This window comes from Rossellomorea vietnamensis (assembly GCF_001305855.1).
Classification (GTDB): domain Bacteria; phylum Bacillota; class Bacilli; order Bacillales; family Bacillaceae_B; genus Rossellomorea; species Rossellomorea vietnamensis_A.
This window is the reverse complement of record NZ_LIXZ01000005.1, coordinates 208,438-232,521: the sequence shown is the minus strand read 5'-3', so window position 1 is coordinate 232,521 and position 24,084 is coordinate 208,438. Positions and strand designations below refer to the sequence as shown.

At 41.6% G+C, this 24,084-nt stretch carries 27 protein-coding genes; 22 read left to right on the top strand and 5 right to left on the bottom strand.

Annotated elements, in window-relative coordinates:
- The first annotated feature begins 3 nt into the window (after window positions 1-3).
- The 3 genes from AM506_RS22475 to AM506_RS08580 are packed head-to-tail and all read left to right on the top strand — an operon-like array spanning window position 4 to window position 1,149.
- On the top strand, window positions 4-174 hold the full coding sequence (locus AM506_RS22475; RefSeq protein ID WP_106298451.1) for a tRNA U-34 5-methylaminomethyl-2-thiouridine biosynthesis protein: 171 nt from the start codon (window positions 4-6) through the stop codon (window positions 172-174).
- Window positions 175-227: 53 nt separating this feature from the next.
- Window positions 228-461 (top strand): HAD family hydrolase, encoded by a 234-nt coding sequence (locus tag AM506_RS08585; protein WP_060672077.1) that lies wholly within the window; start codon window positions 228-230, stop codon window positions 459-461.
- A complete protein-coding gene (locus tag AM506_RS08580) occupies window positions 439-1,149 on the top strand; it encodes a nucleotidyltransferase domain-containing protein (protein WP_060672076.1) in 711 nt (236 codons plus the stop codon). The genes AM506_RS08585 and AM506_RS08580 overlap by 23 nt, the downstream gene beginning before the upstream one ends.
- A 48-nt stretch (window positions 1,150-1,197) precedes the next feature.
- Here the strand turns inward: AM506_RS08580 and AM506_RS08575 are convergent, their stop codons facing one another.
- Entirely contained in the window at window positions 1,198-1,578 is a 381-nt protein-coding gene (locus AM506_RS08575; RefSeq protein ID WP_060672075.1) for a sporulation protein, read from the bottom strand.
- A gap of 381 nt (window positions 1,579-1,959) precedes the next feature.
- Between AM506_RS08575 and AM506_RS08570 the strand changes: the two genes are divergently transcribed.
- The 6 genes from AM506_RS08570 (at window position 1,960) to AM506_RS08550 (ending at window position 7,599) form a co-directional block, all read left to right on the top strand.
- Window positions 1,960-4,092 carry a peptidoglycan D,D-transpeptidase FtsI family protein gene (locus tag AM506_RS08570; protein WP_060672170.1) on the top strand — a complete coding sequence of 711 codons (2,133 nt, stop codon included), beginning with the start codon at window positions 1,960-1,962 and terminating at the stop codon, window positions 4,090-4,092.
- 81 nt (window positions 4,093-4,173) lie between these two features.
- Window positions 4,174-4,338: a hypothetical protein gene (locus tag AM506_RS22720; RefSeq protein ID WP_160316862.1), complete on the top strand. Its 165-nt coding sequence runs from the start codon at window positions 4,174-4,176 to the stop codon at window positions 4,336-4,338.
- Window positions 4,339-4,536: 198 nt separating this feature from the next.
- On the top strand, window positions 4,537-5,106 hold the full coding sequence (locus tag AM506_RS08565; protein WP_060672074.1) for a nucleotidyltransferase family protein: 570 nt from the start codon (window positions 4,537-4,539) through the stop codon (window positions 5,104-5,106).
- Between the two features lie 120 nt (window positions 5,107-5,226).
- Complete coding sequence (locus AM506_RS08560) at window positions 5,227-5,703, top strand: YjdJ family protein (protein WP_060672073.1); 477 nt, start codon at window positions 5,227-5,229, stop codon at window positions 5,701-5,703.
- A gap of 174 nt (window positions 5,704-5,877) precedes the next feature.
- Window positions 5,878-6,288: a MerR family transcriptional regulator gene (locus AM506_RS08555; protein WP_060672072.1), complete on the top strand. Its 411-nt coding sequence runs from the start codon at window positions 5,878-5,880 to the stop codon at window positions 6,286-6,288.
- Between the two features lie 42 nt (window positions 6,289-6,330).
- The gene (locus AM506_RS08550) at window positions 6,331-7,599 is read left to right on the top strand and encodes a hemolysin family protein (protein WP_060672071.1); all 1,269 of its coding nucleotides are present in this window, start codon (window positions 6,331-6,333) and stop codon (window positions 7,597-7,599) included.
- Window positions 7,600-7,818: 219 nt separating this feature from the next.
- On the opposite strand, the gene AM506_RS08545 is transcribed toward AM506_RS08550, so the two are convergent.
- Both AM506_RS08545 and AM506_RS08540 read right to left on the bottom strand, forming a co-directional pair.
- Entirely contained in the window at window positions 7,819-8,211 is a 393-nt protein-coding gene (locus tag AM506_RS08545) for an SET domain-containing protein (RefSeq protein ID WP_060672070.1), read from the bottom strand.
- Between the two features lie 103 nt (window positions 8,212-8,314).
- On the bottom strand, window positions 8,315-9,628 hold the full coding sequence (locus AM506_RS08540; RefSeq protein ID WP_060672069.1) for a D-alanyl-D-alanine carboxypeptidase family protein: 1,314 nt from the start codon (window positions 9,626-9,628) through the stop codon (window positions 8,315-8,317).
- A 260-nt stretch (window positions 9,629-9,888) separates the two neighbouring features.
- Here AM506_RS08540 and AM506_RS08535 point away from each other — a divergent pair, with 260 nt between their 5' ends.
- From AM506_RS08535 to AM506_RS08520, 4 genes are all read left to right on the top strand, one after another.
- Window positions 9,889-10,902 carry a S66 family peptidase gene (locus tag AM506_RS08535; RefSeq protein ID WP_060672068.1) on the top strand — a complete coding sequence of 338 codons (1,014 nt, stop codon included), beginning with the start codon at window positions 9,889-9,891 and terminating at the stop codon, window positions 10,900-10,902.
- A 164-nt stretch (window positions 10,903-11,066) separates the two neighbouring features.
- The gene (locus AM506_RS08530) at window positions 11,067-11,612 is read left to right on the top strand and encodes a GNAT family N-acetyltransferase (RefSeq protein WP_060672067.1); all 546 of its coding nucleotides are present in this window, start codon (window positions 11,067-11,069) and stop codon (window positions 11,610-11,612) included.
- Window positions 11,597-12,637, top strand: a complete 1,041-nt coding sequence (locus AM506_RS08525) for a serine hydrolase domain-containing protein (protein WP_060672066.1) — start codon at window positions 11,597-11,599, stop codon at window positions 12,635-12,637. Before AM506_RS08530 ends, AM506_RS08525 begins: the two co-directional genes overlap by 16 nt.
- An 89-nt stretch (window positions 12,638-12,726) precedes the next feature.
- On the top strand, window positions 12,727-13,227 hold the full coding sequence (locus AM506_RS08520) for a CBO0543 family protein (protein ID WP_060672065.1): 501 nt from the start codon (window positions 12,727-12,729) through the stop codon (window positions 13,225-13,227).
- A gap of 85 nt (window positions 13,228-13,312) precedes the next feature.
- Here the strand turns inward: AM506_RS08520 and AM506_RS08515 are convergent, their stop codons facing one another.
- Window positions 13,313-13,816: a GNAT family N-acetyltransferase gene (locus AM506_RS08515; protein WP_060672064.1), complete on the bottom strand. Its 504-nt coding sequence runs from the start codon at window positions 13,814-13,816 to the stop codon at window positions 13,313-13,315.
- Window positions 13,817-13,944: 128 nt separating this feature from the next.
- Here AM506_RS08515 and AM506_RS08510 point away from each other — a divergent pair, with 128 nt between their 5' ends.
- The 8 genes from AM506_RS08510 to AM506_RS08475 all read left to right on the top strand — a co-directional run bounded on the left by AM506_RS08510 (window position 13,945) and on the right by AM506_RS08475 (window position 22,236).
- Window positions 13,945-14,376 (top strand): HIT family protein, encoded by a 432-nt coding sequence (locus tag AM506_RS08510; RefSeq protein ID WP_060672063.1) that lies wholly within the window; start codon window positions 13,945-13,947, stop codon window positions 14,374-14,376.
- An 11-nt stretch (window positions 14,377-14,387) separates the two neighbouring features.
- The gene (locus AM506_RS08505; RefSeq protein ID WP_060672062.1) at window positions 14,388-15,629 is read left to right on the top strand and encodes an aminopeptidase; all 1,242 of its coding nucleotides are present in this window, start codon (window positions 14,388-14,390) and stop codon (window positions 15,627-15,629) included.
- A 154-nt stretch (window positions 15,630-15,783) separates the two neighbouring features.
- Window positions 15,784-16,341 carry a glycerol-3-phosphate responsive antiterminator gene (locus AM506_RS08500; protein WP_060672061.1) on the top strand — a complete coding sequence of 186 codons (558 nt, stop codon included), beginning with the start codon at window positions 15,784-15,786 and terminating at the stop codon, window positions 16,339-16,341.
- 333 nt (window positions 16,342-16,674) lie between these two features.
- Complete coding sequence (locus AM506_RS08495) at window positions 16,675-17,505, top strand: MIP/aquaporin family protein (RefSeq protein WP_060672060.1); 831 nt, start codon at window positions 16,675-16,677, stop codon at window positions 17,503-17,505.
- An 18-nt stretch (window positions 17,506-17,523) separates the two neighbouring features.
- Entirely contained in the window at window positions 17,524-19,014 is a 1,491-nt protein-coding gene (gene glpK, locus AM506_RS08490) for a glycerol kinase GlpK (RefSeq protein WP_060672059.1), read from the top strand.
- 173 nt (window positions 19,015-19,187) lie between these two features.
- Complete coding sequence (locus tag AM506_RS08485; protein ID WP_060672058.1) at window positions 19,188-20,852, top strand: glycerol-3-phosphate dehydrogenase/oxidase; 1,665 nt, start codon at window positions 19,188-19,190, stop codon at window positions 20,850-20,852.
- Between the two features lie 498 nt (window positions 20,853-21,350).
- On the top strand, window positions 21,351-21,764 hold the full coding sequence (locus AM506_RS08480; protein ID WP_060672057.1) for an NUDIX hydrolase: 414 nt from the start codon (window positions 21,351-21,353) through the stop codon (window positions 21,762-21,764).
- Between the two features lie 28 nt (window positions 21,765-21,792).
- The gene (locus AM506_RS08475; RefSeq protein ID WP_082386284.1) at window positions 21,793-22,236 is read left to right on the top strand and encodes a DUF4064 domain-containing protein; all 444 of its coding nucleotides are present in this window, start codon (window positions 21,793-21,795) and stop codon (window positions 22,234-22,236) included.
- Between the two features lie 228 nt (window positions 22,237-22,464).
- Here the strand turns inward: AM506_RS08475 and AM506_RS23130 are convergent, their stop codons facing one another.
- Entirely contained in the window at window positions 22,465-22,560 is a 96-nt protein-coding gene (locus AM506_RS23130) for a putative holin-like toxin (protein WP_224940763.1), read from the bottom strand.
- Between the two features lie 244 nt (window positions 22,561-22,804).
- On the opposite strand from AM506_RS23130, the gene AM506_RS08470 reads away from it, so the two are divergent.
- On the top strand, window positions 22,805-23,902 hold the full coding sequence (locus AM506_RS08470; RefSeq protein WP_060672056.1) for a M24 family metallopeptidase: 1,098 nt from the start codon (window positions 22,805-22,807) through the stop codon (window positions 23,900-23,902).
- Window positions 23,903-24,084 lie beyond the last annotated feature (182 nt).

Here is a 24,084-nt window from a genome sequence, read left to right as displayed (position 1 = left end):
GATATGAAATCCCTTTTCTTAGTCATATTTGGGGCCATCCTGGGATGGGGAATCACGGGTTTTTTCACGGAAGGTTTTGAAACAGACTATCTGTTTATCCTGATCATAGGAATCGTAATCGGACACAGTTTAGGGAGGAGGAAGGAAAAAGAAGAATTCACAGAGTCAATCTGAAAGGAATGACCAGCATTTTTGATTTTTGAAAGTGAAAAGGAAGTATACTTACATTGAATGTTTTTAAAGCCGAGCCAGCGAGGACCCTTTTTATAGGTGACAACTATTTTACTGATATTATAGGGGCTAATTCGATCGGAATGGATACTTTGTGGATTAATAAATATGACCATGAGTTCCCGGGAGAGGTTCACCCGGACTATATGACGGAACACGTGCTGGATCTGGAAAAATTAATCATCAGAGGAGAAAGGAAATCATCCGATGATAAGAGCATCAGCAATTGAAACAGCCAAACAATTCATCCACGAAAAATTCCCCACCTGTCAAGCGGCACTTCTCGGGGGAAGCGTCGTGAGAGGAGAAGAGACAGTCACATCGGATCTAGACATTGTGGTCCTCGATGAACGACTGCAAACTGAATACCGGGAATCACTTATTTACTACGGATGGCCAATAGAAGTATTTGTACACAATTTGAAAACCCTCCGTCACTACTTCCAATCGGACGCCAATCGGGCTCGCCCCTCCCTACCAAGGATGGTGTCAGAAGGAATTCCACTCACCGACCACACAATCATCGACAAAATTAAACAAGAAGCGAATACCATTTTGAGGGACGGACCTCCAGAGTGGTCAGCGGAGACCATTCGGATGAAAAGGTATTTTCTTACAGACACCCTTGAGGATTTTATCGGCTCGACGAATAGAGGGGAAAGTATCTTCATTGCGAACTCCATAGGGGAATCACTTCATGAGTTTGTGCTGAGGACGAATCATCATTGGATAGGCTCTTCAAAATGGATCGTCCGTGCATTAAAAGAGTACGATCAGAAATTTGCCGAGGATTATGTCAATGCTTTCGAAGAATTTTATCGGAAAGATGATAAGAAGGATATTGTGAGACTGGTCGATTCTGTTCTCCAGACACACGGTGGAAGATTATTTGACGGGTTTTCAATAGGAAAGAGATAACCACATTAAAAAAGCCCTTCCGAAAAAGAAGGGCTCACATTCATATCATTATACTAAAATCTGAAATTCATCATGATCGACGCTGTTGACACCATCGTCAAAGACGAGTCGGGTGACGAACTTATATGAAACTTTTTCACTGCTTGGTGGAAATGCATCTGAAAGTCTGCACGAAAAGTGAATGGTGCGTTGTTCGTTTGCTTTCATCGTTGAAGAGCTTAAGATGGTATTCTGATGAAGAACAGAAGAACGATTATCCTCGTACTGTAAAAGATCTGTCTCAATTCTTTTTAACTTCTGCTCTACACGACCGCCGGTTAGTTCATATTCACCCTTGATGACATCCCCTGGTCGAAACTCCTTCTTATTTAATACCAAATCAATCTTTGTTGCCCCAATACCGAACCTGCACATCAGTTTACTAAACATAACAGCCTTCAACCTCTCAATCATCTAGTTACCAATTCTACGCAATAAGGAAAGCTTTGGTTTCATTTTTATCGCTTTGAATACGACTATATTCTAAAAGAAACGGAACCACTTTGTCTATACTCCTCTTTCGACATTTTTCGCAGTTGCATAAATCCCCATATATATACCTACTATCCCTATATTCCATTCATTTTTCACCATCAAAACCCAATGAAGTAAGATTAATGGTATTAATTCCATATAGAGGTAGAAATATAGTCGAAATTTCTATAAAATAGGACTAGAACATTATCATATTTTGGTAAAATACAAGCTTAAAAGGGGTTATTCAAATTGAAGGAAAAGAAGAAAAAGAAAAAAACCCATGTCCCATTGAGAATGAATTTACTGTTTATATCGGTCTTTTTTCTATTTTCAGTTCTGATTCTTCGTCTTGGAATTGTACAAATCGTGCAGGGAAACCACTATGAAGCAGAAGTTGCAAGAACAGAAAATGTGAAATCCCATAATGGAACACCTCCCAGAGGGAAAATTTATGACCGTTACCGAAATGTCATCGTTGACAACGTGCCGCTCAATGCCATTACGTACACGCGAACACAAACGACGAAGCCTAAAGAGATGCTGAAGGTTGCTGAGAAACTAGCTGAATTGATTGATATGGATACAAAGAAAATTACAGATCGTGATAAGCAGGACTTTTGGCTTCTCACTCATCCTGATCAAGCGGAAAAGCTTGTTTCAAAAGAAGAAATCAAGAAGCTCGAAGATGATGAAGAACTGGCTGAGGATGAGAGGAACAAGAAGATTTACGAAATGCAGCTTGAGAGAATCACCGAAGCAGATATCAACTCTTTTTCCAAAAAGGAAATGGAAGTCCTGGCTATCTTTCGTGAGTTCAATACGGGATATGCCTTAAGTCCACAGATCATCAAAAATAAAGATGTCTCGACGGAGGAAATGGCCAGAGTGAGTGAACGTTTATCGGAAATGCCTGGGGTAAACGTGACTACAGATTGGGAACGAAAATATGTTAATGATAGTACACTGAGAACCATCTTGGGCAAAGTTTCTACTTCGCAACAGGGTTTACCTAGTGAAATAGCCGACCAATTCATTGCAGAAGGTTATTCACGGAACGACAGGGTAGGAACCAGTTATTTTGAATCACAATATGAAGATGTGTTGAAAGGACAAAAAGAAAAAATTGAGTATATCACCAAAAACGGCAGTGTCCTCGACAGTCAGGTTGTATCTGATGGGCATAGTGGAAAAGATGTTGTATTGACCATCGACTTGAACCTACAAAAGGAATTAGAAAAGATCGTAGAAGAGGAACTTAGTAAGCAAGCAGCAAAATATTGGGAATCACCATTTTTAGATCGTGCTTTTGTCGTCATGATGGATCCAAATACTGGTGAAATACTTTCTATGGTAGGAAAAAAATATGGAAAAAATGAAGATGGGCAGACAGAATTACAAGACTATGCGCTAGGCACATACACGTCGGAATATGGTGTTGGATCTACCGTAAAAGGTGCTACAGTATTAACTGGATATATGACCGGCAAATTAAATATTGGTGAGACTCTTTACGATGAAGCCATACAAATCAAAGATTCCCCTATAAAAAGATCATGGTTTAACCAATCATGGGGACCAATGTATCTAACTGACAAAAAAGCGCTTGAAGTCTCTTCTAACGCATACATGTGGAAAACAGCTTTTAAGGTTGCGGGGGTTACTTATCATAAAGGGCAACCTATGGATATTAAGAAAGAAACATTCAGTACATTCCGAAATCATTTTAATCAATTCGGACTTGGCGTCAAAACAGGTATCGACCTTCCTGGTGAAGTAGACGGTTTACAAGGAAAAGGGTATCTGCCAGGTAACTTGATGGACTTTGCAATAGGACAATATGATTTATACACCCCGATGCAGCTGGTTCAATATGCTTCGACGATTGCAAATGGTGGGTATCGCATGCAGCCACATATTATGAAAGAGATACGGGAACCGAGCGGTGAAACTGGTAAAGTTGGTCCTGTATTAAGTGAATATGAGCCAAATGTTCTGAATAGAATTGATGCTTCAGATAGGCAAATTGAGCAGGTTCAACAAGGATTTTATCAGGTTGCCCATGCCAGACAAGGGACAGCCAATATTTTCAGTAGTGCTCCATATAATGCAGCAGCTAAATCTGGTACTGCAGAAGCATTTTATTATAGTCCTGAGAAGAAAAGACAGTTTGACACCTTTAACACAACTTTAATCGGATACGCACCTTATGATGATCCGGAAGTTGCCTTTTCAGTGGTCTTGCCATATTCACATCAAGTCAAAGATCCATATGTAAACAAAACCATCGCCAAACGGATCATGGACAAATACTTCGAACTAAAAAAACAATATGAAAAAGAAGGATACTACAACTCCTCAACAGAAGAGAAAGTCCGGAATGCCGATCAGCTTGAAAACACAGAAAATCTGGAAACAACCGAAGAATAATATTTGCCAAAGATGAAACCTACTCCTTCTTCAAACGTAAGTATATAAAAGGAAACTATTCCTAATGGAGGTGTTGTGCACATGCTATGGTGGATTACAGGCATTGCCGTTATTTTCGGTATAATAAGTGGTCTTCTAAGACGGAAATTCTCTCAGAATACATTTGAAGCAGGCAATCAACACGAAAAACAATTACAGGAAGAAGAACGTGTGAAAGCGAACAGCTGGTTTACCGGTGGACAGTGAATGGAAAATGTCAGGAAAAACTTCCTGGCATTTTTTAGTGGGATTCAAACTCCACAGGTCGAACAATCGAGAGGAAGCAGGAATGAATCCATTAAACGCTGTGTTTTATGGTAAAATAAGTTAAAAATGCTTAATTTAAATATGGGAGAAATCCCTGTATATTTCATCGATTGAACACAGTATGAACAAGGAGGGGAGATCGTGATCAAATCCGAAGAGGACATATTGAATTTAATAACTAATGATTCTTGGATGATGAACATCCTTAAAACCGCACAAACCCTTCATCTGCCCGACTGGTGGATTTGTGCAGGGTTTGTAAGGACGAAAGTGTGGGATACACTGCATGGGTATTCCAATAAAACGAACTTGCCGGATATTGATGTCGTGTACTTTGATGCTTCAAATACAGATGAACAATTTGAAAAACACTTAGAATCTAAATTGAAGGGAAAAGCTCCTGCCGAACCGTGGTCTGTGAAAAACCAGGCAAGGATGCATATTATTAATGGAGAAGAGCCGTATACCTCTACGATTGATGCCGTTTCTCGTTTTCCGGAAACTGCTACCTCCATAGCTCTAAAGCTGAACGAGAAAAATGAACTTATATTAGCTGCACCATGGGGGATAAAAGACTTGCTCTCTCTCCAAATAAAGCCGACCCCACCATTTAAAGAAAAAGGGGCACTGTCTTCCATATATGAAAAAAGGGTGCATGAAAAGCAATGGGATAAGAAGTGGCCAAAGGTGAAAGTTCAAGGTATCTAAATTGAGGGACGGACCTCAATTTGACACCTTATTTCAGGGTGGATGCCTTGATATAAAACGACTTCACTCACAAAATAAAGCAATTATTGAGGTCCGTCCCTCATAGGAAAGGAGTAGGTTATGTCTATTAAATATTGGGCACAAGTAGGTATTGGATTACTTGTACTCGTTTTTTCGACTTTGGTTTCTTGGTATGAGGGGAGTGCATTGCTGGATCACTCCTGGGAATGGGGGTATTCGGCTCCATTTAGTGAGATGGTTCATGGAAGTGTAACCGGTTCGAGTGATATTGTAGCCCTTGATTTCTTTGTTTATGCGGCTAAGTTCTCGCCACTCTATCCTGGGATGATGATAATCAGCGCCAGTTATCTATTAATACTGTTTGGATTTAGAGTATTTAAACAAGCGGGATTCCGGATTTTCCTCGCATTAATTGGCGTGATCTACCTTGCGTTAAGTTTACTTATTTCCTCTTCACCAACTACCGGGGGGAACGCTTTATTTTGGTTGTTGCTATCTGTGGGAATATTGATGATAGTAGCAGCGAGTGGCATTCAAGTAGTTCCATTCTTACGGTTAAAAAGACCTTTCAATTAAAAGTAGAGGGACGGACCTCAAAACATAGCAATATTTCAGGGTAAATCCCTTGATAGTGGGCATTTGAACCCTTAAAGCAGATAGATTTTTGAGGTCCGTCCCTAAACCGTAACGTTTAACTGTACGCTTTTATTAAAATGCAGTATACTACTCTAGAGGTGATCACTTGGGAAGTTGTATCGAATAGGCGAGCTATCGAAGTTAAGTAAAGTATCCAAGCGCACCATTGATTATTACACGAAAATGGGATTATTGAAGTGCGACCGGTCCCGCAATAATTATCGATACTATCATGAAGAGGCATTAGCTGACTTGAAACTGATTGAACAATGTCAGCAAATGAAAATGACCTTACATGAAATCAAAGATCGTATGATTTTATTGAAATCCAATCAGGTCGATCAATCCGTGCTTGAAAAGCAGGTAAATCATATAAGAAATGAAATGAAGCATTTGCATAATGAATTACATGAAGTCCTGCAGGCATTGGATACACTAGGGGATGAAGACCGCAACCGCATGTTGAAGCAGGTTTCCCCACAGGCATTAGCCTTATTCCAAACATTAATGGTTTTTTCTGGTTAATCCAGCATAATAGATAAGCAATTACAGGAGAGTGACTTTTTTTTGGACGATATACCACTGAATTCATTAGTATTACTAGGAGCATTAATCCTATTATCTGCCTTTTTCTCATCGGCGGAAACGGCTTACTCAAGCGTGAATAAGATCAGACTTAAGAATTTCGTAAGTGAAGGAAGAAAAGGAAGCATTAAAGCGCATTATATTGCCGAGAATTTTGATAAAGCCCTGTCTACGATATTAGTCGGAAACAATATCGTAAACATAGCGGCAGCAAGTATTTCAGCAAAGCTTGCGACAGATATTTTTGGAGGGAACACTGGTCTTATCATCAGTACGTTTGTCATGACGCTGTTAATTTTGATTTTTGGAGAAATCCTCCCGAAATCATTGGCTAAAGAAAACGCAGAAACATATTCCCTGACCATATCCGGCGTGCTATTTTTCTTAATCAAGGTCCTTACACCGGTCAACTTCTTCTTTATTAAATTAAAGGAGTTGGTATCGAAATTCTTCTCGAAAGATCACGAGATGCCGTCTGTCACAGAGGAAGAATTAAAGGTGATGCTTGATATTAGTGAAGAAGAAGGAGTCATTGATAGAGAAGAAAGGGAGTTGATTCACCGCTCCATGGACTTTGATGATATCCTTGCTACCGAGGTTTTGACTCCCCGTATCGATGTCAAGGCCGTTGAAGTGAATCAACCGATTGAAGAAATCAAAGAAATGTTCTTTGAAGAACGTTTTTCTCGGATTCCTGTATATGAAGATCATATTGATAACATTATCGGAATTTTATCTGAAAAAGAGTTCTTCACTCACTTGATTAAGTTCGGTGAAGTGAACATTCGGGAATTGATTCGTGAACCGATGTTTGTATTTGAATCTGTTAAAATCTCTTCACTTCTTACCAAGCTTCAAAAGAACAATGTGCATATGGCCATTGTAGTGGATGAATTTGGTGGAACTACCGGAATCATCACCCTTGAAGATATATTGGAAGAGATTGTAGGGGAAATCTGGGATGAGCAAGATGAGAAAACTCATTCCATGAGGAAAATCAGCGATAAAGAATATAGATTCGATTCACAATATCAATTGGATGAATTTACAGAGTTACTCGACGTACCAGAGCCTGAAAGCTCTTATCATACACTTGGGGGATGGGTCGTTGAAAGCTTTGAAGACCTCCCATCAGAAGGTGACAGCTTTGATTATGAAAACCTAAAGGTGAGCGTCGAAGAAGTGGATAATCGCCGGGTACGCACAATTAAAGTTGAGATCCTAGATGGAAAAACCGGAGACTTGGTTTAAATACGTTTGAAAAACAGGCTTAGATGCCTGTTTTTTTATTTTAGATCACATGATATACCGGAAGTGGGAAGAGGGACGGACCTCGAATTAGCATACTATTTTCATAAGGAATTCAGGTTTTACGCGGATTCTTAATCCTATCTAGAGCATTAGTTGAGGTCCGTCCCTCTAACCAACGTAAAAAGGGACTTCCAAATTAATTTGGAAGTCCCTTTTTCATTATTCATCTTCGTTCTTATCTTTATTAAACCAAAGCGGCTCATCATTATCCACTTCGCCATTATAGTTAATAAGCAGTTCTTCTCCGGCTTGAATATCTTTATAAGCATAAAAGTCGAAGGTATGATTATCAAAATTGATTTCGTAAATCGTATTGGGTGTATATGAATGGTTGAACAACATTCCGTATCCTAATAGAAGTGCTGTATGGTTGATTCCGTATTCAAATACATAATCCGCCAGGAACGTCTTCTCAATATGCTCATGTTCTTCGTTTGGGTATGGGATGACTGGTGCTTCATGTACCAGTTCTCCTTTAGCTATATCTCTTTTTGCAAAAACACCACGATTAAGATCTCCGTCGCTAAGAGACGATAGTTTTACTTCGATCATTATGCCACCTGCTTTCTAAATCCTTGACTAAATAAGTTTGACACGAACGGGATAGAAAAGCAAACACTAAATCTAAACCAATCATTAACGATGCATCTATCACTTAGAAGAGATTACCGAAAAAATCCTGGATTCCACGCGCACTTCTGACAATCCAACTCGCTTTCTTTACGGATTCTGCAGCATAGACATCCACCTTATATGCTGAAGACTTTTTGTCAAAGATATATTCTTCTTTATCATTTATATCGATTACCATTTCCCCGATTTTTTCTCCTTTTTCAATAGGAGCCTGAAGGGACCCATCCTCGTTGACTTTTTTTTCATCGAGATTCAGTTTGGTTTTCACCTTGTCTTTTTCCTCATCCGTTAAGCGGATAGAGAGGGGTTTGTCGACCTTAATTGTCACTTCCTGCTCTTTCCCATTCGGAACAGGTATGGTATGCTTCTTTTTCTTTTCGATGCTATCCAAGTCATATGTTACAGTCTTAAATTCATTAAAACCGTAATCGAGGAGTTCTCTTGCTTGAATAAATCGCTCTGCACTGCTTGGCTGTCCGTATTTATCCTTTGCGTCAAGAATGACAGTAATGTAACGAACCCCATTTCTTTTTGCCGTCCCGGTAAAGGTTGAGCCGGCGAAGGGAGTCGTGCCGGTCTTCAGACCATCTGCACCCTTATAATGATAGGATTTCCCCTTTAATAGACCATTTGTGTTTTTCATGACCAGTTCTTCACTTGTCCCGGGTTTGAATACTTTTGAAGTGAGACTTGATGTTTCCAATACTTCAGGGAAATCATGAATGAGGTAATAGGCAAGTGTTGCCATATCTTCAGCTGATACCACATTTTCATCATTCACATCGGTTCCTTCAGGATACATCCCCAGCATATCGTAGTTACTGAGCCCAGAGGAATTGACGAATTGATAATGTTCAAAGCCAAGTTCCTTCGCCTTGGCATTCATCATCTTCACAAATTTCCCTTCAGAACCTGCGACCACCTCAGAAAGGGCAATCGCCGCACCATTACCGGACTTGATGACCATGGCATCGTACAATTCCCTTACCGTATATTCTTCATCTGCTCTCAGTGGAACATTGCTTAATCCGGGAGCATTGGCTAATTGATATACCTTATCGCTTACTTTATATGTTTGATCCCATTTTATTTTTCCTTTTTCAATCGCTTCTAACACAAGGTACTCCGTCATCATTTTCGTCATGCTGGCAATACCGAGTGCCTTGTCTTCATGTTCACTATAAACAATCTTACCTGTATCTGCTTCTACTAATATAGCAGCATCTGCATTGATCTCTACTGTTGATTTACCATGCGCCGTCTGCTGAAAAGGCGTCATCGCCATAAATGATATCATCAAAACCGCCAGGCTCTGTTTCACCGTCTTCTTTTCCAAAATAGTACCTCCATAAAACCAATTTTACGCAACCAAATCATTCTACCATACAAACCTCCCAAACACTCCAAATCCCATGAACCTTTTCAAATCGTTCAAATTATTGTAAATAATTGTTGTACTCAGGGACGGACCTTCATCTATTAATCTGGGTTTACCATAATATGTTGGGAGAAGGTCCGTCCCTCCAAATGGAAAATAATTCTTGTCCCTACTCTACCAATCTGGTAAAATCGGGTAAACCACTGGAGGGGATAGAGATGATTACATATCCATTACTTAAGAAACATTCTACTGTGGGCTTGACCGCACCTTCTTCTGGCGTGCCACATGAACTCCACGATTCACTGAAGAAAGCGATAGCTAAAATGGAAGAAAAGGGTTACATCATAGAGTGTGGTGATACCGTTTGGAAGCAACACAAAGCAAAGTCTGCCCCCGCAACGGAAAGAGCAGCCGAATTAAATCGAATGCTTCAGGATGATTCGATTTCACTCATCACCCCGCCATGGGGAGGAGAGCTTCTCATAGAAGTCCTTGAATTAATCGATTATGAGCAGATCAAGCCTAAATGGGTGCTTGGATATTCCGATATTAGTGCCCTCTTACTTGCAATAACATTAAAGACAGGGATGGCCACGGCACATGGGACCAACCTCATTGACCTAAGAGGAGAGGTTACTGATCCAACGACTAAACAATGGAAAAATGTCCTTTCCGCAGAAAAAGGCTCTTCGGTAACTCAATTTTCATCCCAAAAGTATCAAAAAGAATGGAATCATGAAGAGCCTTCACCCCATGTATTTCATTTAACGGAGCCCACGGTCTGGAAAACCATCGGAGACAGGAAGGTAGAAATGGAAGGCCGATTCCTCGGAGGCTGTATCGATGTGATCAGAAACCTTATAGGCACACCATTCGGGGATGTGGCTTCTTTCAGGAAGAAACATATAGTCGGTGAAACAATCATTTGGTATTTTGAAAACTGTGAGATAAATACAGCAGATTTACGCCGTACACTCGTACAAATGAGACTCGCAGGATGGTTAGACCATTCTTCAGGTCTTCTTTTCGGGAGAAGTGCCGCTAACATTCCAGTGGATGGCTATTCAGCAGAAGATGTGTATTATGAAATCGCCAAGGAATTACAAATCCCGGTGGCATATGATATCGACTGTGGTCATCAGCCTCCACAGATTACCTTCATTAATGGGGCATACGGAAAAGTAGAAGTCCATGATGGAAAAGGGAAAATAACGCAAACCTTCCGATAATCATTCCATTCGAGGGACGGACCTTCATGGAGCAGTAGCAGTTTACCATAATGACACGTATGAAGGTCCGTCCCTCTAAAAAGCGGCCACACTCCGCATTACGAGTGGTGATGAATTTCATAAATACCCATAATCTCACAAATCAAAGATAAGGAGCAATGTAAATGTTTACATATCAATTAAACGACAAATTGGAATTAAGACTGCTTGATCTACAAGACGCAGAAAGATTATTCGAACTGACAGATGGATCCCGCTCTTATTTAAGGGAATGGCTCCCTTGGGTGGACTACTCTAAAACACTGGAAGATTCAAAGGAGTTCATTAAGGCGACCCGCTTAGGTTTTGCTAATAATAAGAGTTTGACGACTGCAATCGTTTATCAAAATGAAATTGTAGGTATTGCGGGCTTCAATGAACTGAATTGGTCTAATAAAGTCGCCTATATTGGCTATTGGCTGGGTGAGGGCTATCAAGGGAAAGGCATCATGACGACCGTGGCAAAAGGGTTGACGAGCTACGCCTTTGATTATTATAAAATGAATAAAGTCGAGATAACCGCTGCTGAATTTAATCATCGGAGCCGCAGTATCCCCGAAAGGCTCGGATTTGTAGAAGAAGGGAAGCTCCGCCAAAGAGAATGGCTCTACGATCACTATGTAGATCATGTGGTTTATGGGATGTTAGCCGAGGAATGGGTAAAAGAGTGAAACAAGTGCCGTACCTTGCAGAGGAACTGATTTCCTGGGTGGAAGATATCAAAGATAAAAATGGAAGCTCTGCTGGCGCGCTCTATATCCTTAAAGATAATGATGTAGTGGTAGAACATTATAGTGGACGTCACTCCCATGAGGAGAATGCGAGAAATGTCCAAGCCGATTCACAATTCAATGTGGCCTCTGCCCGAAAAAGCTATTTAGGACTTGCCGTTTCCTTTGCATTATATGACAAATACATTGAGAGTCTTGACGATCCTATTTCTGAGTACATGCCTGAATTGGACCCTGAAATAGTGATGGGTACAACCATCCGGCACCTTGTCACTCATTCCCACGGACTTCATATCGATGAGAAAGGTAACTGGTTCAGAGAATTCAAGGCAGGAACCGGCTGGGCTTATCGAAACATCGGAGTGGAGATCTTGACCGAATTGATTCAGCGGCTTTACGGAAAAGGGTTTCCACAGCTATTGGAAGAACGGATATTCTCACGTATCGGATTAAAAGAAACGGGCTGGCGGACAGAACCTGACGAAAGCCTTGTGAACATTATCGGAGAAGTAACGGAACCGGCTCTTTCAGGACTGGGAACGACCAATGATGGTACAGAAAAAAATCTTTTCGTTTCCGTAAAGGAGTTTGCCCTATGGGGACAACTGCACCTGCAAAAGGGCAGGATGAACGGTGAACAGATTGTTCCATCCCAAGTGATCGAGTTATCCACCTCGATCCAAAATGGTCCCTATTATGACTCATCTCTTCCTGATAACGGTCTTTTCTGGTATGTACAGGGAGATGCGCGTTTGAGAAGTGAAATGGGGGAACGGGTACCCCGGGATTCGTATCAAATACTTGGAGTAACAGGACCGACACTGCTGGTCATCCCGTCATTAAACGTTGTAGTAGCAAAGATGTATAATAAGCGCTATAACTACGGTGGGGAGGACTATCTTCATTATTTAAGAGAGTTCAGTAACAAAGTAGCGGATTTATTTATTGACTGCCAGCAGCCATGACAATAATGGAATACCAAATATGGGAATGAATTTCCATATAGACGGGTACACTATGACCAATCATTTGTATCATACTATGGGGGGATCCCATGTTTCACATTGTCGTGATTGTATTGGTTGTTCTTAGTTCCTTGAAATGGGGATCTTGGAGTAGGTGGAGGGAATTTCTTCCCACCATCTACTATTTTAGTTTTTTCAATATGTTTTATCAGTATATCAGCTATACAGTGAAGGCCGTGTGGGAATTAGACGGATTTTTTGTCAATATGTTTGTAACAGATACGCTTTATACAATGGTTGCTTACCCTTGCCTTGTCGTTCTGTTCTTGAGCCATTATCCGGAAGAATGGAGAATCAAGGTCGTCTATTATCTGAAATATATCGGTGTTGCAACGTTGACTGAATGGGCTGCGGGGAAAACCGATTCCATAGAATATTTTGAAGGATGGAATCTATGGTGGACGATACTTTTTTATTGCATTATGTTCCCAATGCTACGTCTTCACTACCTCAATCCTGTAAAAGCCTTTATTGCATCCATTTTTGTGGTAAGTTTCCTATTGTTCAGCTTTGATTATCATGTATTATGAAAAACGGTGAATCTCTCGTTTGAGACTCACCGTTTTTTAAGTTGATGAAATTATGACTCCCTGCACACATTCAATCAAAGGAGCACTATAAAAACAAAACCATTAACTCTTCATCGTAGTATTCCTCATTATATTTCATTGCTCTCTTTTCAGTTCCATATGGTTTGAAACCACATGAGTGATAGAGTCCTTTTGCTGTTTCATTTGTAGTTACGACTGTGATCATCAGTTGTTCAATGCCGTCTGTTTCCTTTGCAAGATCTATGGCCGCTTCCAGCAGTCGCCTCGCCAATCCTTTCCCCCTTTGTGTCGGTGTCACATACATAGCAAAGATGGAAGCTTTATGGTTCATTTTCACTGACGCTTCACGGACCATCGTAACAGCCCCTGCCAGTCTTTCCTCGACAAAGCAGCCAAACGTGAAACTGTCATCGCTTGAAAGCCTCTTTTCAGTCATTTCAATTGGATTTGGACGCTCGAGTGCCTCTTCATAGCTGCTGCCAAAACTTGAAGGACTCTGTTTCAGCATCTCTAACCTAAGGTTCCAATAATCTTCAGCGTGTGACTCATTAAGCAATCTAATTTCCATTATTTTCTGATATCCTTTCCATTACGTGATATGATGATAGGAGAAACGCTTTGATTTCGTCTATGCAACAATGTTCGACACATTTTTAAAAAACCCTTTAAAATCCACTTTTTATCGGAGGTTTTACAATGAAAAATTGCCTCGGCTGCCGACTTGCCAATGATGAAGAGAATGTTTATATCATTTATGAGAACGAACATGTCACATGCTTACTGGATCATGATCCCCATCATGCAGGTCACACACTGATCCTTCCAAAGAAACATAAGGAGGAAGTGACTGAACTTGACGAAGAGGAAAGTCTCTCCGTAATGAGGGCCTCACAACTGGTTGCACGTACGATCCATGCATTATTTGAACCGAATGGAGTGACAATTTGCCAAAATGGTGGAATCTATAATGAATTGACTCATTATCACATGCATGTCATTCCACGTAATGAAGAATCAGATCAGTTTGGTGCCATGTTCTATGGACATGCCCAGGTAGATGAACCCTCCGAATCGTTGGAGGAAACACACGAAAAAATGAAGACCTACATCACTAGACTACTGGAATAGGAGAAATGAGAATGACTATACATAAACAATTTCAAGAAAAAGTAAAACAATATGCAGAACTGGCCGTTAAGGTCGGGGTGAATATACAAGAAGATCAACCACTTTGGATCTCAGCACCGCTCGGAACAGAAGACTTTGTTCGCATTGTCGTGAAGGAAGCCTATCTTGCAGGCGCAAGAATTGTTCATGTTCAATGGTATGATGAAGAAATGTTGAGAATGCATTATGAAATGGCACCGGATGATGTGTTCTATGAATATCCGAGCTGGCTCGCCGCTGCGCATGAATGGGTCGTGGATGTTAAAGGTGCGTTCCTGCAAATAGAGGCCAATGATCCGGATCTTCTGAAAGGTATCGATCCAGAGAGGATACTCAATTATGAGAAAGCGAGCGGGGATGCACTTGATCGGTTCTATGAAGCGATAGAAAAGGATGAGATCAGCTGGTCCATCGTCGCCATACCCTCACAGAGTTGGGCGGATAAAGTGTTTCATGAACTCCCGACATCAGAAAGAGTCGCCAGTCTATGGGAACGGATTTTCACTTCGGTCCGCATCGATCAACCAGACCCTGTCTCCGCATGGAAATCCCATATCCAAACCTTGACCGATAAAGCCAACCAACTCAATTCACTAAATCTCGAAAGCCTTCACTACAGCGCGACAGGGACGGACCTTTCAATTGAACTGCATGAAGATCATCTCTGGCTTACCGGTGCAAGCAAGACCCCACAGGGTACCAACTTCATTGCCAATATGCCGACAGAAGAGGTATATACAGTCCCTATAAAAACAGGAGTGAACGGGACAGTGAGGAGTACTAAGCCCCTTGCTTACAAGGGAAATGTGATAGACGGCTTCACCCTCACATTTGTTAATGGAGAAATTAAGGATGTGTCCGCTGCAGAAGGGGAAGAAATCTTAAAAAAATTAATCGAAACCGATGAAGGAGCAGCTTATCTAGGTGAAGTGGCACTTGTTCCACACCATTCACCCCTTTCAGACTCCGGAGTCCTATTTTTTAATACACTGTTTGATGAAAATGCATCAAATCATTTAGCGATCGGTTCCTCGTATCCGACTTGTATCAAAGATGGGAACATCTTATCCGACGAAGAGCGTGAAGAAAAGGGACTCAATGAAAGTGTCGTGCATGAAGATTTCATGATCGGTTCTGCTGCTATGAATATTGATGGAGTTTGTCGCGATGGAAAAAAGATTGCCATTTTCCGTAATGGGAATTGGGCGATATGAATGGATTTTCGTTATGGGACTAGTTTGAAAAACAAGACCTGTAAGAACGATTGACAGCTCTCAATGGAAATGAAGAGTAGAAAAGAATAAAACAAACTATGGTATAATTTCTCCTTGTATAAACTTGCATATACCTATTAAGGAGTGAAAGACATTGAGTTTTGAAGGTCAAAACATATTACCAGCCATAAGGTCAATGAAGGACTTTGATAAAATGCTTGAAACCTCTTTCCAATACGGTGTATTCCTCGACCTTCATGTAGGGATGCTGAAAAGTGTTTTTGAATATGCCCGTAAAGAGAATCGAAAGATGTTTTTGCACTTGGATCTCATTCATGGTTTAGCGAGTGATGAATACGCAGCAGAATATGTCTGCCAGGAAATCAAACCTTATGGCATTATATCTACTAAAGGAAACGTCATAAAAAAGGCGAGGCAAAAGGGAGTGTATGCCACCCAGCGAATGTTTGTCATCGATTCGAGTGCCATGAACCGCAGTATTGAATTAATCCAAAAGACGGATCCCGATTTCATTGAGGTTCTTCCCGGTGTCGTTCCGAAAATCATTAAGGAAATAGGCACCAAGACAGGCAAGCCCATCTTTGCCGGTGGACTGATTGATACAGTGGATGAAGTGGAGGCGGCACTTGAGGCAGGAGCGACGGCGATTACAACTTCTGATCGAGTCCTATGGAAACATTTTGACAGATAAAAAATAATGAAAACCCATTGACACCGCTTTCATAGTGGAGTAATATGAATGACAAGTTAATACGTTGTGAAAGAGATGAAGAGACTCACGTGAAGTGCCTGCAATTGATGGGCATATTACGTGAGTCTCTTTATTTTTTTTCGGCGGGCTCTGATAACATGGTGACGCTGGACTGATAGGATTATCACATGCAATTATGGGGTAAACGAGCTAAAAAGCCCCATAAAAGCCTGAAAATCGATGGTGCTGCAAGCTCTACATGTATGGAAAACGATTGATGATATCAGCTCATAGTGATTCAGAGCAAAATCTAATTGAAATGAGGGATGATGCATGAATGCATTTATAGGAGAAGTGGTAGGTACAGCATTACTCATTATTTTCGGTGCGGGGGTTTGCGCCAATGTAAATCTCAAGAAGTCATTTGCATATAATGCCGGCTGGATCGTCATTACATTTGGCTGGGGATTGGGTGTTGCGATGAGTGTTTACGCAGTAGGACAGTTTAGTGGTGCACATTTAAATCCTGCTGTTACATTGGGACTTGCGTTCAATGGTGATTTCCCGTGGAGCGATGTACCTGAGTATATCCTCGCACAAATGATCGGGGCAATCATCGGGGCAACAATCACATATTTACACTTTTTACCCCATTGGCACGCAACAAAGGATCCAGGTGTGAAATTAGGAGTCTTTGCTACTGGTCCAGCCATTCCACATTATTTTTCAAATTTATTGAGTGAAATCATTGGAACTTTTGTATTAGTAGTAGGATTATTATCCATAGGGGCGAATACCTTTACAGACGGATTAAATCCATTTATCGTCGGATTCCTTATCATCGCGATCGGGATTTCTCTCGGTGGTACAACCGGATATGCGATTAACCCGGCCCGGGACCTTGGACCGCGTATCGCTCACTTCATACTTCCGATTCCAGGAAAGGGACCATCCAACTGGGGATATTCATGGGTTCCAGTAGTAGGACCGGTATTAGGGGGATCTTTTGGAGGCGTCTTTTATAAAGCTGTTTTCATTGGACAAGTTACGACAAGCTTCTGGGTGGTTCTTGTGATACTTCTTGCCGTGCTTGGACTTGCCTACGCAAGTGACAGAAAGACCAGTTTAGCTAAAAAAGTACATCAATTATCTACTGAAAATTAATCTTTGGAGGGGTTATCAATGGAAAAGTACATTTTATCTTTGGATCAAGGAACAACAAGCTCAAGAGCCATCCTTTTTAATAAAAAAGGGGAAATCGTTCATACGGCACAAAAAGAGTTTACTCAGCATTTTCCTAAACCGGGCTGGGTGGAACACAGTGCGAATGAAATTTGGGGATCTGTCCTTGCCGTCATTGCAAGCGTTTTATCGGAATCAAGTGTGAAACCCGATCAGATCGAAGGAATCGGGATCACAAATCAACGTGAAACAACAGTGGTATGGGATAAAGAGACCGGTGACCCGGTTTATAATGCGATCGTGTGGCAATCCCGTCAAACCGCAGGGATCTGTGAGGAATTAAAGTCACAAGGACTAAACGATACCTTCCGTGATAAAACCGGTTTGCTGATTGATGCCTATTTCTCAGGTACGAAAGTAAAATGGATCCTTGATAATGTCGAAGGTGTAAAGCAAAAGGCGGAAGATGGAAAGCTTCTGTTCGGAACGATCGATACTTGGCTGATTTGGAAAATGTCAGGTGGAACGACTCACGTAACAGACTACTCCAACGCTTCACGTACACTTATGTACAATATACATGACTTGAAATGGGACCAAGAGCTCCTTGATATTCTCGGTGTGCCTGCGAGTATGCTTCCAGAGGTCCGTCCCTCATCAGAAGTGTATGGGAAAACGGTTCCGTATCATTTCTTTGGACGGGAAATCCCGATTGCAGGTGCAGCGGGAGATCAACAGGCTGCATTATTCGGCCAGGCATGCTATGAGAAAGGCATGGCTAAGAATACGTACGGGACAGGCTGCTTTATGCTGATGAATACAGGTGAAAAAGCGGTGAAGTCTAATAATGGTCTATTAACGACCCTTGCCTGGGGAATCGACGGAAAGGTGGAATATGCCCTAGAAGGCAGCATTTTCGTTGCAGGATCTGCCATTCAGTGGCTTCGCGACGGCCTCCGCATGCTGAAAGATGCAAAGGATAGCGAGGATTATGCAAAGGGAGTGGACTCAACGGATGGTGTATATGTTGTCCCTGCATTTGTAGGGCTGGGAACTCCATATTGGGACAGTGACGTTCGAGGTGCTGTATTCGGGTTGACACGAGGCACATCGAAGGAACATTTTGTAAGAGCCACTCTGGAATCCCTTGCTTATCAGACAAAGGATGTATTGACTGCAATGGAAGCGGACTCCGGGATTTCCCTTAAGAAGCTGAGAGTCGATGGAGGAGCAGTCAAGAATGATTTCTTAATGCAGTTCCAAAGTGATTTGCTATCGGTACCCGTCGAGCGTCCGGTGGTCAATGAAACCACTGCATTAGGTGCTGCCTACCTTGCAGGACTTGCTGTCGGTTTCTGGAAAGATCGCGAAGAAATCTCCAAACAATGGAATAAAGACAAACAATTCGAACCGGAAATGGCTGGGGAAACACAGGAAGAATTATATAATGGCTGGAAAAAGGCTGTAAAAGCAGCTATGGCTTTTAAATAAGAGAAACATATGATATAATGAATCCAAGTTAATAAAACGGTTAGAGACCAAGAGAGACCAAACTTGCATTATGGCACATTTAGACCATGATGTTAGTTTCGGTCTCTTTTTTTATGGTTAAACAGTAGAGTAAGAGCAGAAATCATTTCTTTAATTCTTAGGAGGAACCAACTATGACATTTTCAAGTACTGCAAGAAGAGAAGTAAAACATACACTGTCTTCCGACCAATTCGACCTGATTGTAATTGGGGGAGGTATTACCGGTGCAGGAATTGCCCTTGATGCATCCAAACGGGGAATGAAAGTGGCCCTGGTGGAAATGCAGGATTTCGCCGCAGGTACATCCAGCCGTTCCACAAAATTGGTCCACGGGGGACTGCGTTACTTAAAACAATTTGAAGTCAAGATGGTGGCCGAGGTAGGAAAAGAACGAGAAATCGTATACGAAAACGGGCCTCATGTCACAACTCCTGAATGGATGCTGTTACCCCTTCATAAAGGAGGAACATTTGGTAAATTCAGCACATCGATCGGGTTGAAGGTCTATGACTACCTTGCGGGTGTCAAGAGAAGTGAAAGGCGATCCATGCTTTCGGTATCGGAAACGTTAACGAAAGAGCCCCTTGTTAAAAAAGATGGGTTGAAGGGCGGAGGTTACTATGTAGAATATCGGACCGACGATGCCCGTTTAACCATCGAAGTCATGAAGGAAGCAGTTGCTCATGGGGCAACGGTTCTAAACTATATGAAATCACAGCGATTCCTCTATGACAACAAGAAAGTAGTCGGAATCGAAGCAGAAGACCTGATGACAGGGGAAACGATTGAAATTCGCGGATCTAAGATTGTGAATGCCGCAGGTCCTTGGGTAGATGATGTCCGTGGGAAGGATTACAGTACGAATAATAAACAGCTGCGCCTGACCAAGGGAGTACACCTTGTGATCGATCAAAGCAAGTTCCCTCTGCAACAAGCGGTCTATTTTGATACACCGGATGGCCGCATGGTATTTGCGATTCCGCGTGACGGGAAAGCGTATGTAGGGACAACGGACACTTTCTTTGATTCTGAGAAAGCATCCCCTCATATGACATCAGAAGACAGGGATTATATCTTGAATGCGATTCACTTCATGTTCCCTGATGTGTCAGTGGGGAAAGAGGATGTGGAATCCAGCTGGGCAGGCGTTCGTCCACTGATATTTGAAAAAGGGAAGGATCCTTCTGAAATTTCCCGTAAAGATGAAGTGTGGGAAGCGGAAAGCGGACTGATCACCATTGCAGGCGGTAAACTGACAGGGTACCGCAAAATGGGGGAACATGTCGTTGACCTTGTATCTACACGTCTGAAAGAAGAACACAAGCAGAAGTTCCCTGCATCTTCGACAAAGCATATGCCGATTTCCGGTGGTCATGTCGGAGGATCGAAGAATTTCCAATCATTCATCGACCAAAAGGCAGGAGAAGCCACTCAATATGGTTTAACAGAGTCTGAGGGACGAAAGCTTGCCGGAATGTATGGCTCCAATGTGGATCAGCTGTTCAAGCTTGCTCATGCTTACAGTGGATCCACGGATGAAAGGTCCGTCCCTCCTTACTTGTACGCCCAGCTGATTTATGCGATTCAGGAAGAGATGGCTGCGACACCGGTGGATTTCTTCATTCGACGCACAGGCGCTTTGTTCTTTGACCGTGAATGGGTAGAGAAGTGGAAGGAACCAGTCATTGAGATGATGTCTAAATTGTTGAATTGGACGAGTGAACAAAAAGACAAATACACCTCGGATTTAAATAATGAATTGAAAAATGCAGTGGTACCGGTAGATTTACAGTCATAATGAAAAAACGGCAGAATGAATTTTCTGCCGTTTTTTTCATTCATTGCTCCAATATACTTTTCTCAAAACATGCATGATGAATTATGCTTACAATTATATAAATATATGAAATGAAGCTGAAACCGCCTAAACCGTGCATTTCATTTATTGAGAGAACTTTATATCCCTTCTGAGGGAAGTTGAGAGACCAGGGTCATTGAGGTAGAGTAAGAATAGAAATTGACACGACTCCTCGTTAAAAGGTTGGCTTCAATGGGATGAAGCCAGCCCTTTTTTTGTTTTCTTACCTATATAATATTCAGGAGAAGATGTTGATATTGCTATATTAGTAAAAGAGATGAGGCAATTATATCTCATCTTGAAAAGGAAACGATAGAAGTCTGAAAATAAAGAATTTCATTCTATTGAAGGAGAATTTTGTCAAAAGAGCGAATATGCTCCTAGGGGATGACATTTGAAAAAGGGAAAGTTGAAATCAACCAGAAGTGAGGTGAATGAATGTACGATTGGAAAGGGGCATCTGCCCTTTGTATGAATGAAGGGCGTTTATTAATGGTTTTACAGGGAAAAGAAGAGGAAGAGAAACGATGGTCGGTCCCTTCAGGTGGTCTTGAAATAGGGGAAACCCTCAGCGAGTGTTGTGAGAGGGAAGTGTGGGAAGAAACCGGTTATAGGGTGAATGCAGGAAAACATCTTTACACTAAATGGGGGTGTGAAGGGGATATTTCCACTACCATCCAATATTACGAAGTTCAACTTCTTGGAGGAAAAGCAACACTTCAAGATCCCGATGGGTTAATACATAAGATTGAATGGATCTCATTCGGAGAGTTAAATGATCTGCCCCTTTGCTTTCCTGAGGATCAATCTATCCTCGAGGCCTATATGAGTAAGAAACACAATATACTATAGAGAATACAACTATTAAGGAGAGATTAGAATGGTAAAGCGTACTGGAGAAGTCATTATGGGAGTGATCGGAATTGTCTTATCCGCATTATTTTCCATCATTGGAATCGTACTGAACATGGGCATGAACAGCCCGGAAGTGATGTCCCAAATCGAGGAAGGAATGGAAAGTGACCCGAATCTGCAGGAATCCGGGATGACAGCAGGGGATATGAGTGCCATCATGGAAACAGCTGAATCGATGGGTTCTTATCTCGTGATCTTGGGCATAGTCGCATCAATCCTTGGAATCATCGCTGTTATGACCATTGTCAAAAATAAAAAGCCTGTCCTATCCGGTATCATGTTTATCATAGCCGCGCTTGTGATTGGACTTGGAACAATCGGATTCGGCTTCATTCCTGGACTATTATTCTTAATCGCCGGCATCATGGCTTTTGTTCGTAAACCAAAAAGAACCGAAACAGTTTATTGATCTGTAGGGCTTAGAGAATTTCCTATAGGCTTTCTTTTTTTGCTCGGCCACATCTTGCGTTCCGCTGGAAAATATACTATCTTAAAAGGAGAGCATAATAAAAAACAAGAGACACTGGCGGCAACCAATGTCTCTTGCTACACAGCAAACTGCAAGGAAAGCAGTGGCCCAATAGAGAAAGGAACATAACTCTACCCTTCAAAGTTTAGGCGCTTCATGAGGGTGGGGTTATTTCTTTTTGTCATTTGAAATAACTATGGCAATGATGGAGACAATTAAAGAGCCAAAGGTAATCATTAGCGTTAACGCCTCATACGTTGTCACTATAAGCACCACCTCCTTCTATAAGGAAGTGGCCACTCCCACCCTACATTCACTGTATACTCCAGATTATATCACAAACGCACTCCATCCTTTATAGGCAGGAGGTAGGAAAAGCCTGCCTTGTCAAACACACAGAGCTAACCCCATACTACAATTATTTTAAACTTCCCTTGAAATATGTTAGCATAGATATGCTCATATTAAACGATTACATAACATCATGATACTCTGGGAGGAATACTCGATGAAGCAACGCATGGAAATGTTAAAAAATTGGTTAAAAGAAGAGAAAATTGATGCAGCATTTATCAATTCAACTGAAAACGTATTTTACTTAACGAATTTCCACACAGATCCACATGAACGATTAATGGGACTGTTCGTATTTCCGGATGCCGAACCATTTGTAGTCGTTCCAGGAATGGAAGCGAGACAAGTGAAGGATGCCGGCTGGGGCAACGAAGTGATCGGCTACTCAGACCATGAAAATCCTTGGGACTTTATTAAAGACGCTATTCTGTCAAGAAAAATTGATGGAAACAGGGTGGCCTTTGAAAATGAAGTCGTAACCTATGGACGCAGTCAGGCGTTTTTAAACATTTTCGACTCCCCTAATGTGGTGAACGTTGAAGATAAATTAAATGAAATGCGTGTCGTCAAGGATGACGGTGAGATTGCGATCATGCGCCGAGCAGCTGAAATGGCTGACTTTGGGGTTGAAGTAGGTGTAAGTGCACTTCAGGAAGGCATTACCGAAATGGAGGTCCTTGCGAAGATTGAATATGAATTAAAGAAAAAAGGAATTCGTGAAATGTCATTCTCTACAATGGTACTTTTCGGAGAAAAAGCTGGAGATCCACACGGTAATCCGGGAGACCGCAAACTGAAAGCAGGAGATTTCGTCCTGTTTGATCTAGGGGTTGTCCTTGAAGGCTATACTTCTGATATTACCCGTACATTTGCATATAAGTCGGTATCAGAGAAACAAAAGGAAATCTACAATACGGTCCTTAAAGCGGAGCTCGCTTCCTTAGAAGCAAGCAAGCCAGGCAATCGTATAGGCGATCTGGATCAAATCGCACGTGACATCATCACAGATGCAGGATACGGTGACTACTTCCCACATCGAATCGGGCATGGATTAGGTATCAACGTCCATGAATTCCCTTCCATGAGTCATTTAAATGATGGCATATTAAAGGAAGGTATGACATACACAATAGAGCCTGGTATTTACCTCCCTGAAATCGGTGGTGTAAGGATTGAAGATGACGTCCTCATCACCAAGGATGGGTACACCACGTTAACCAATTATCCAAAAGAACTTCAAATTATTGAATAAAAGCCAAAACAAGGCTGATGTTTGTTCATCGGCCTTATTTTTGTGTTACATGCTTTCCATTCCCTGTTTACTCTCCTTCTTTTTTTACCCATATACCCCTCATATACACGAATCATCTCATGGATCCAAGACAGGTCCGATTCCTTATTTTAATAGAACAACAGTTCTTGAAAATGATATAA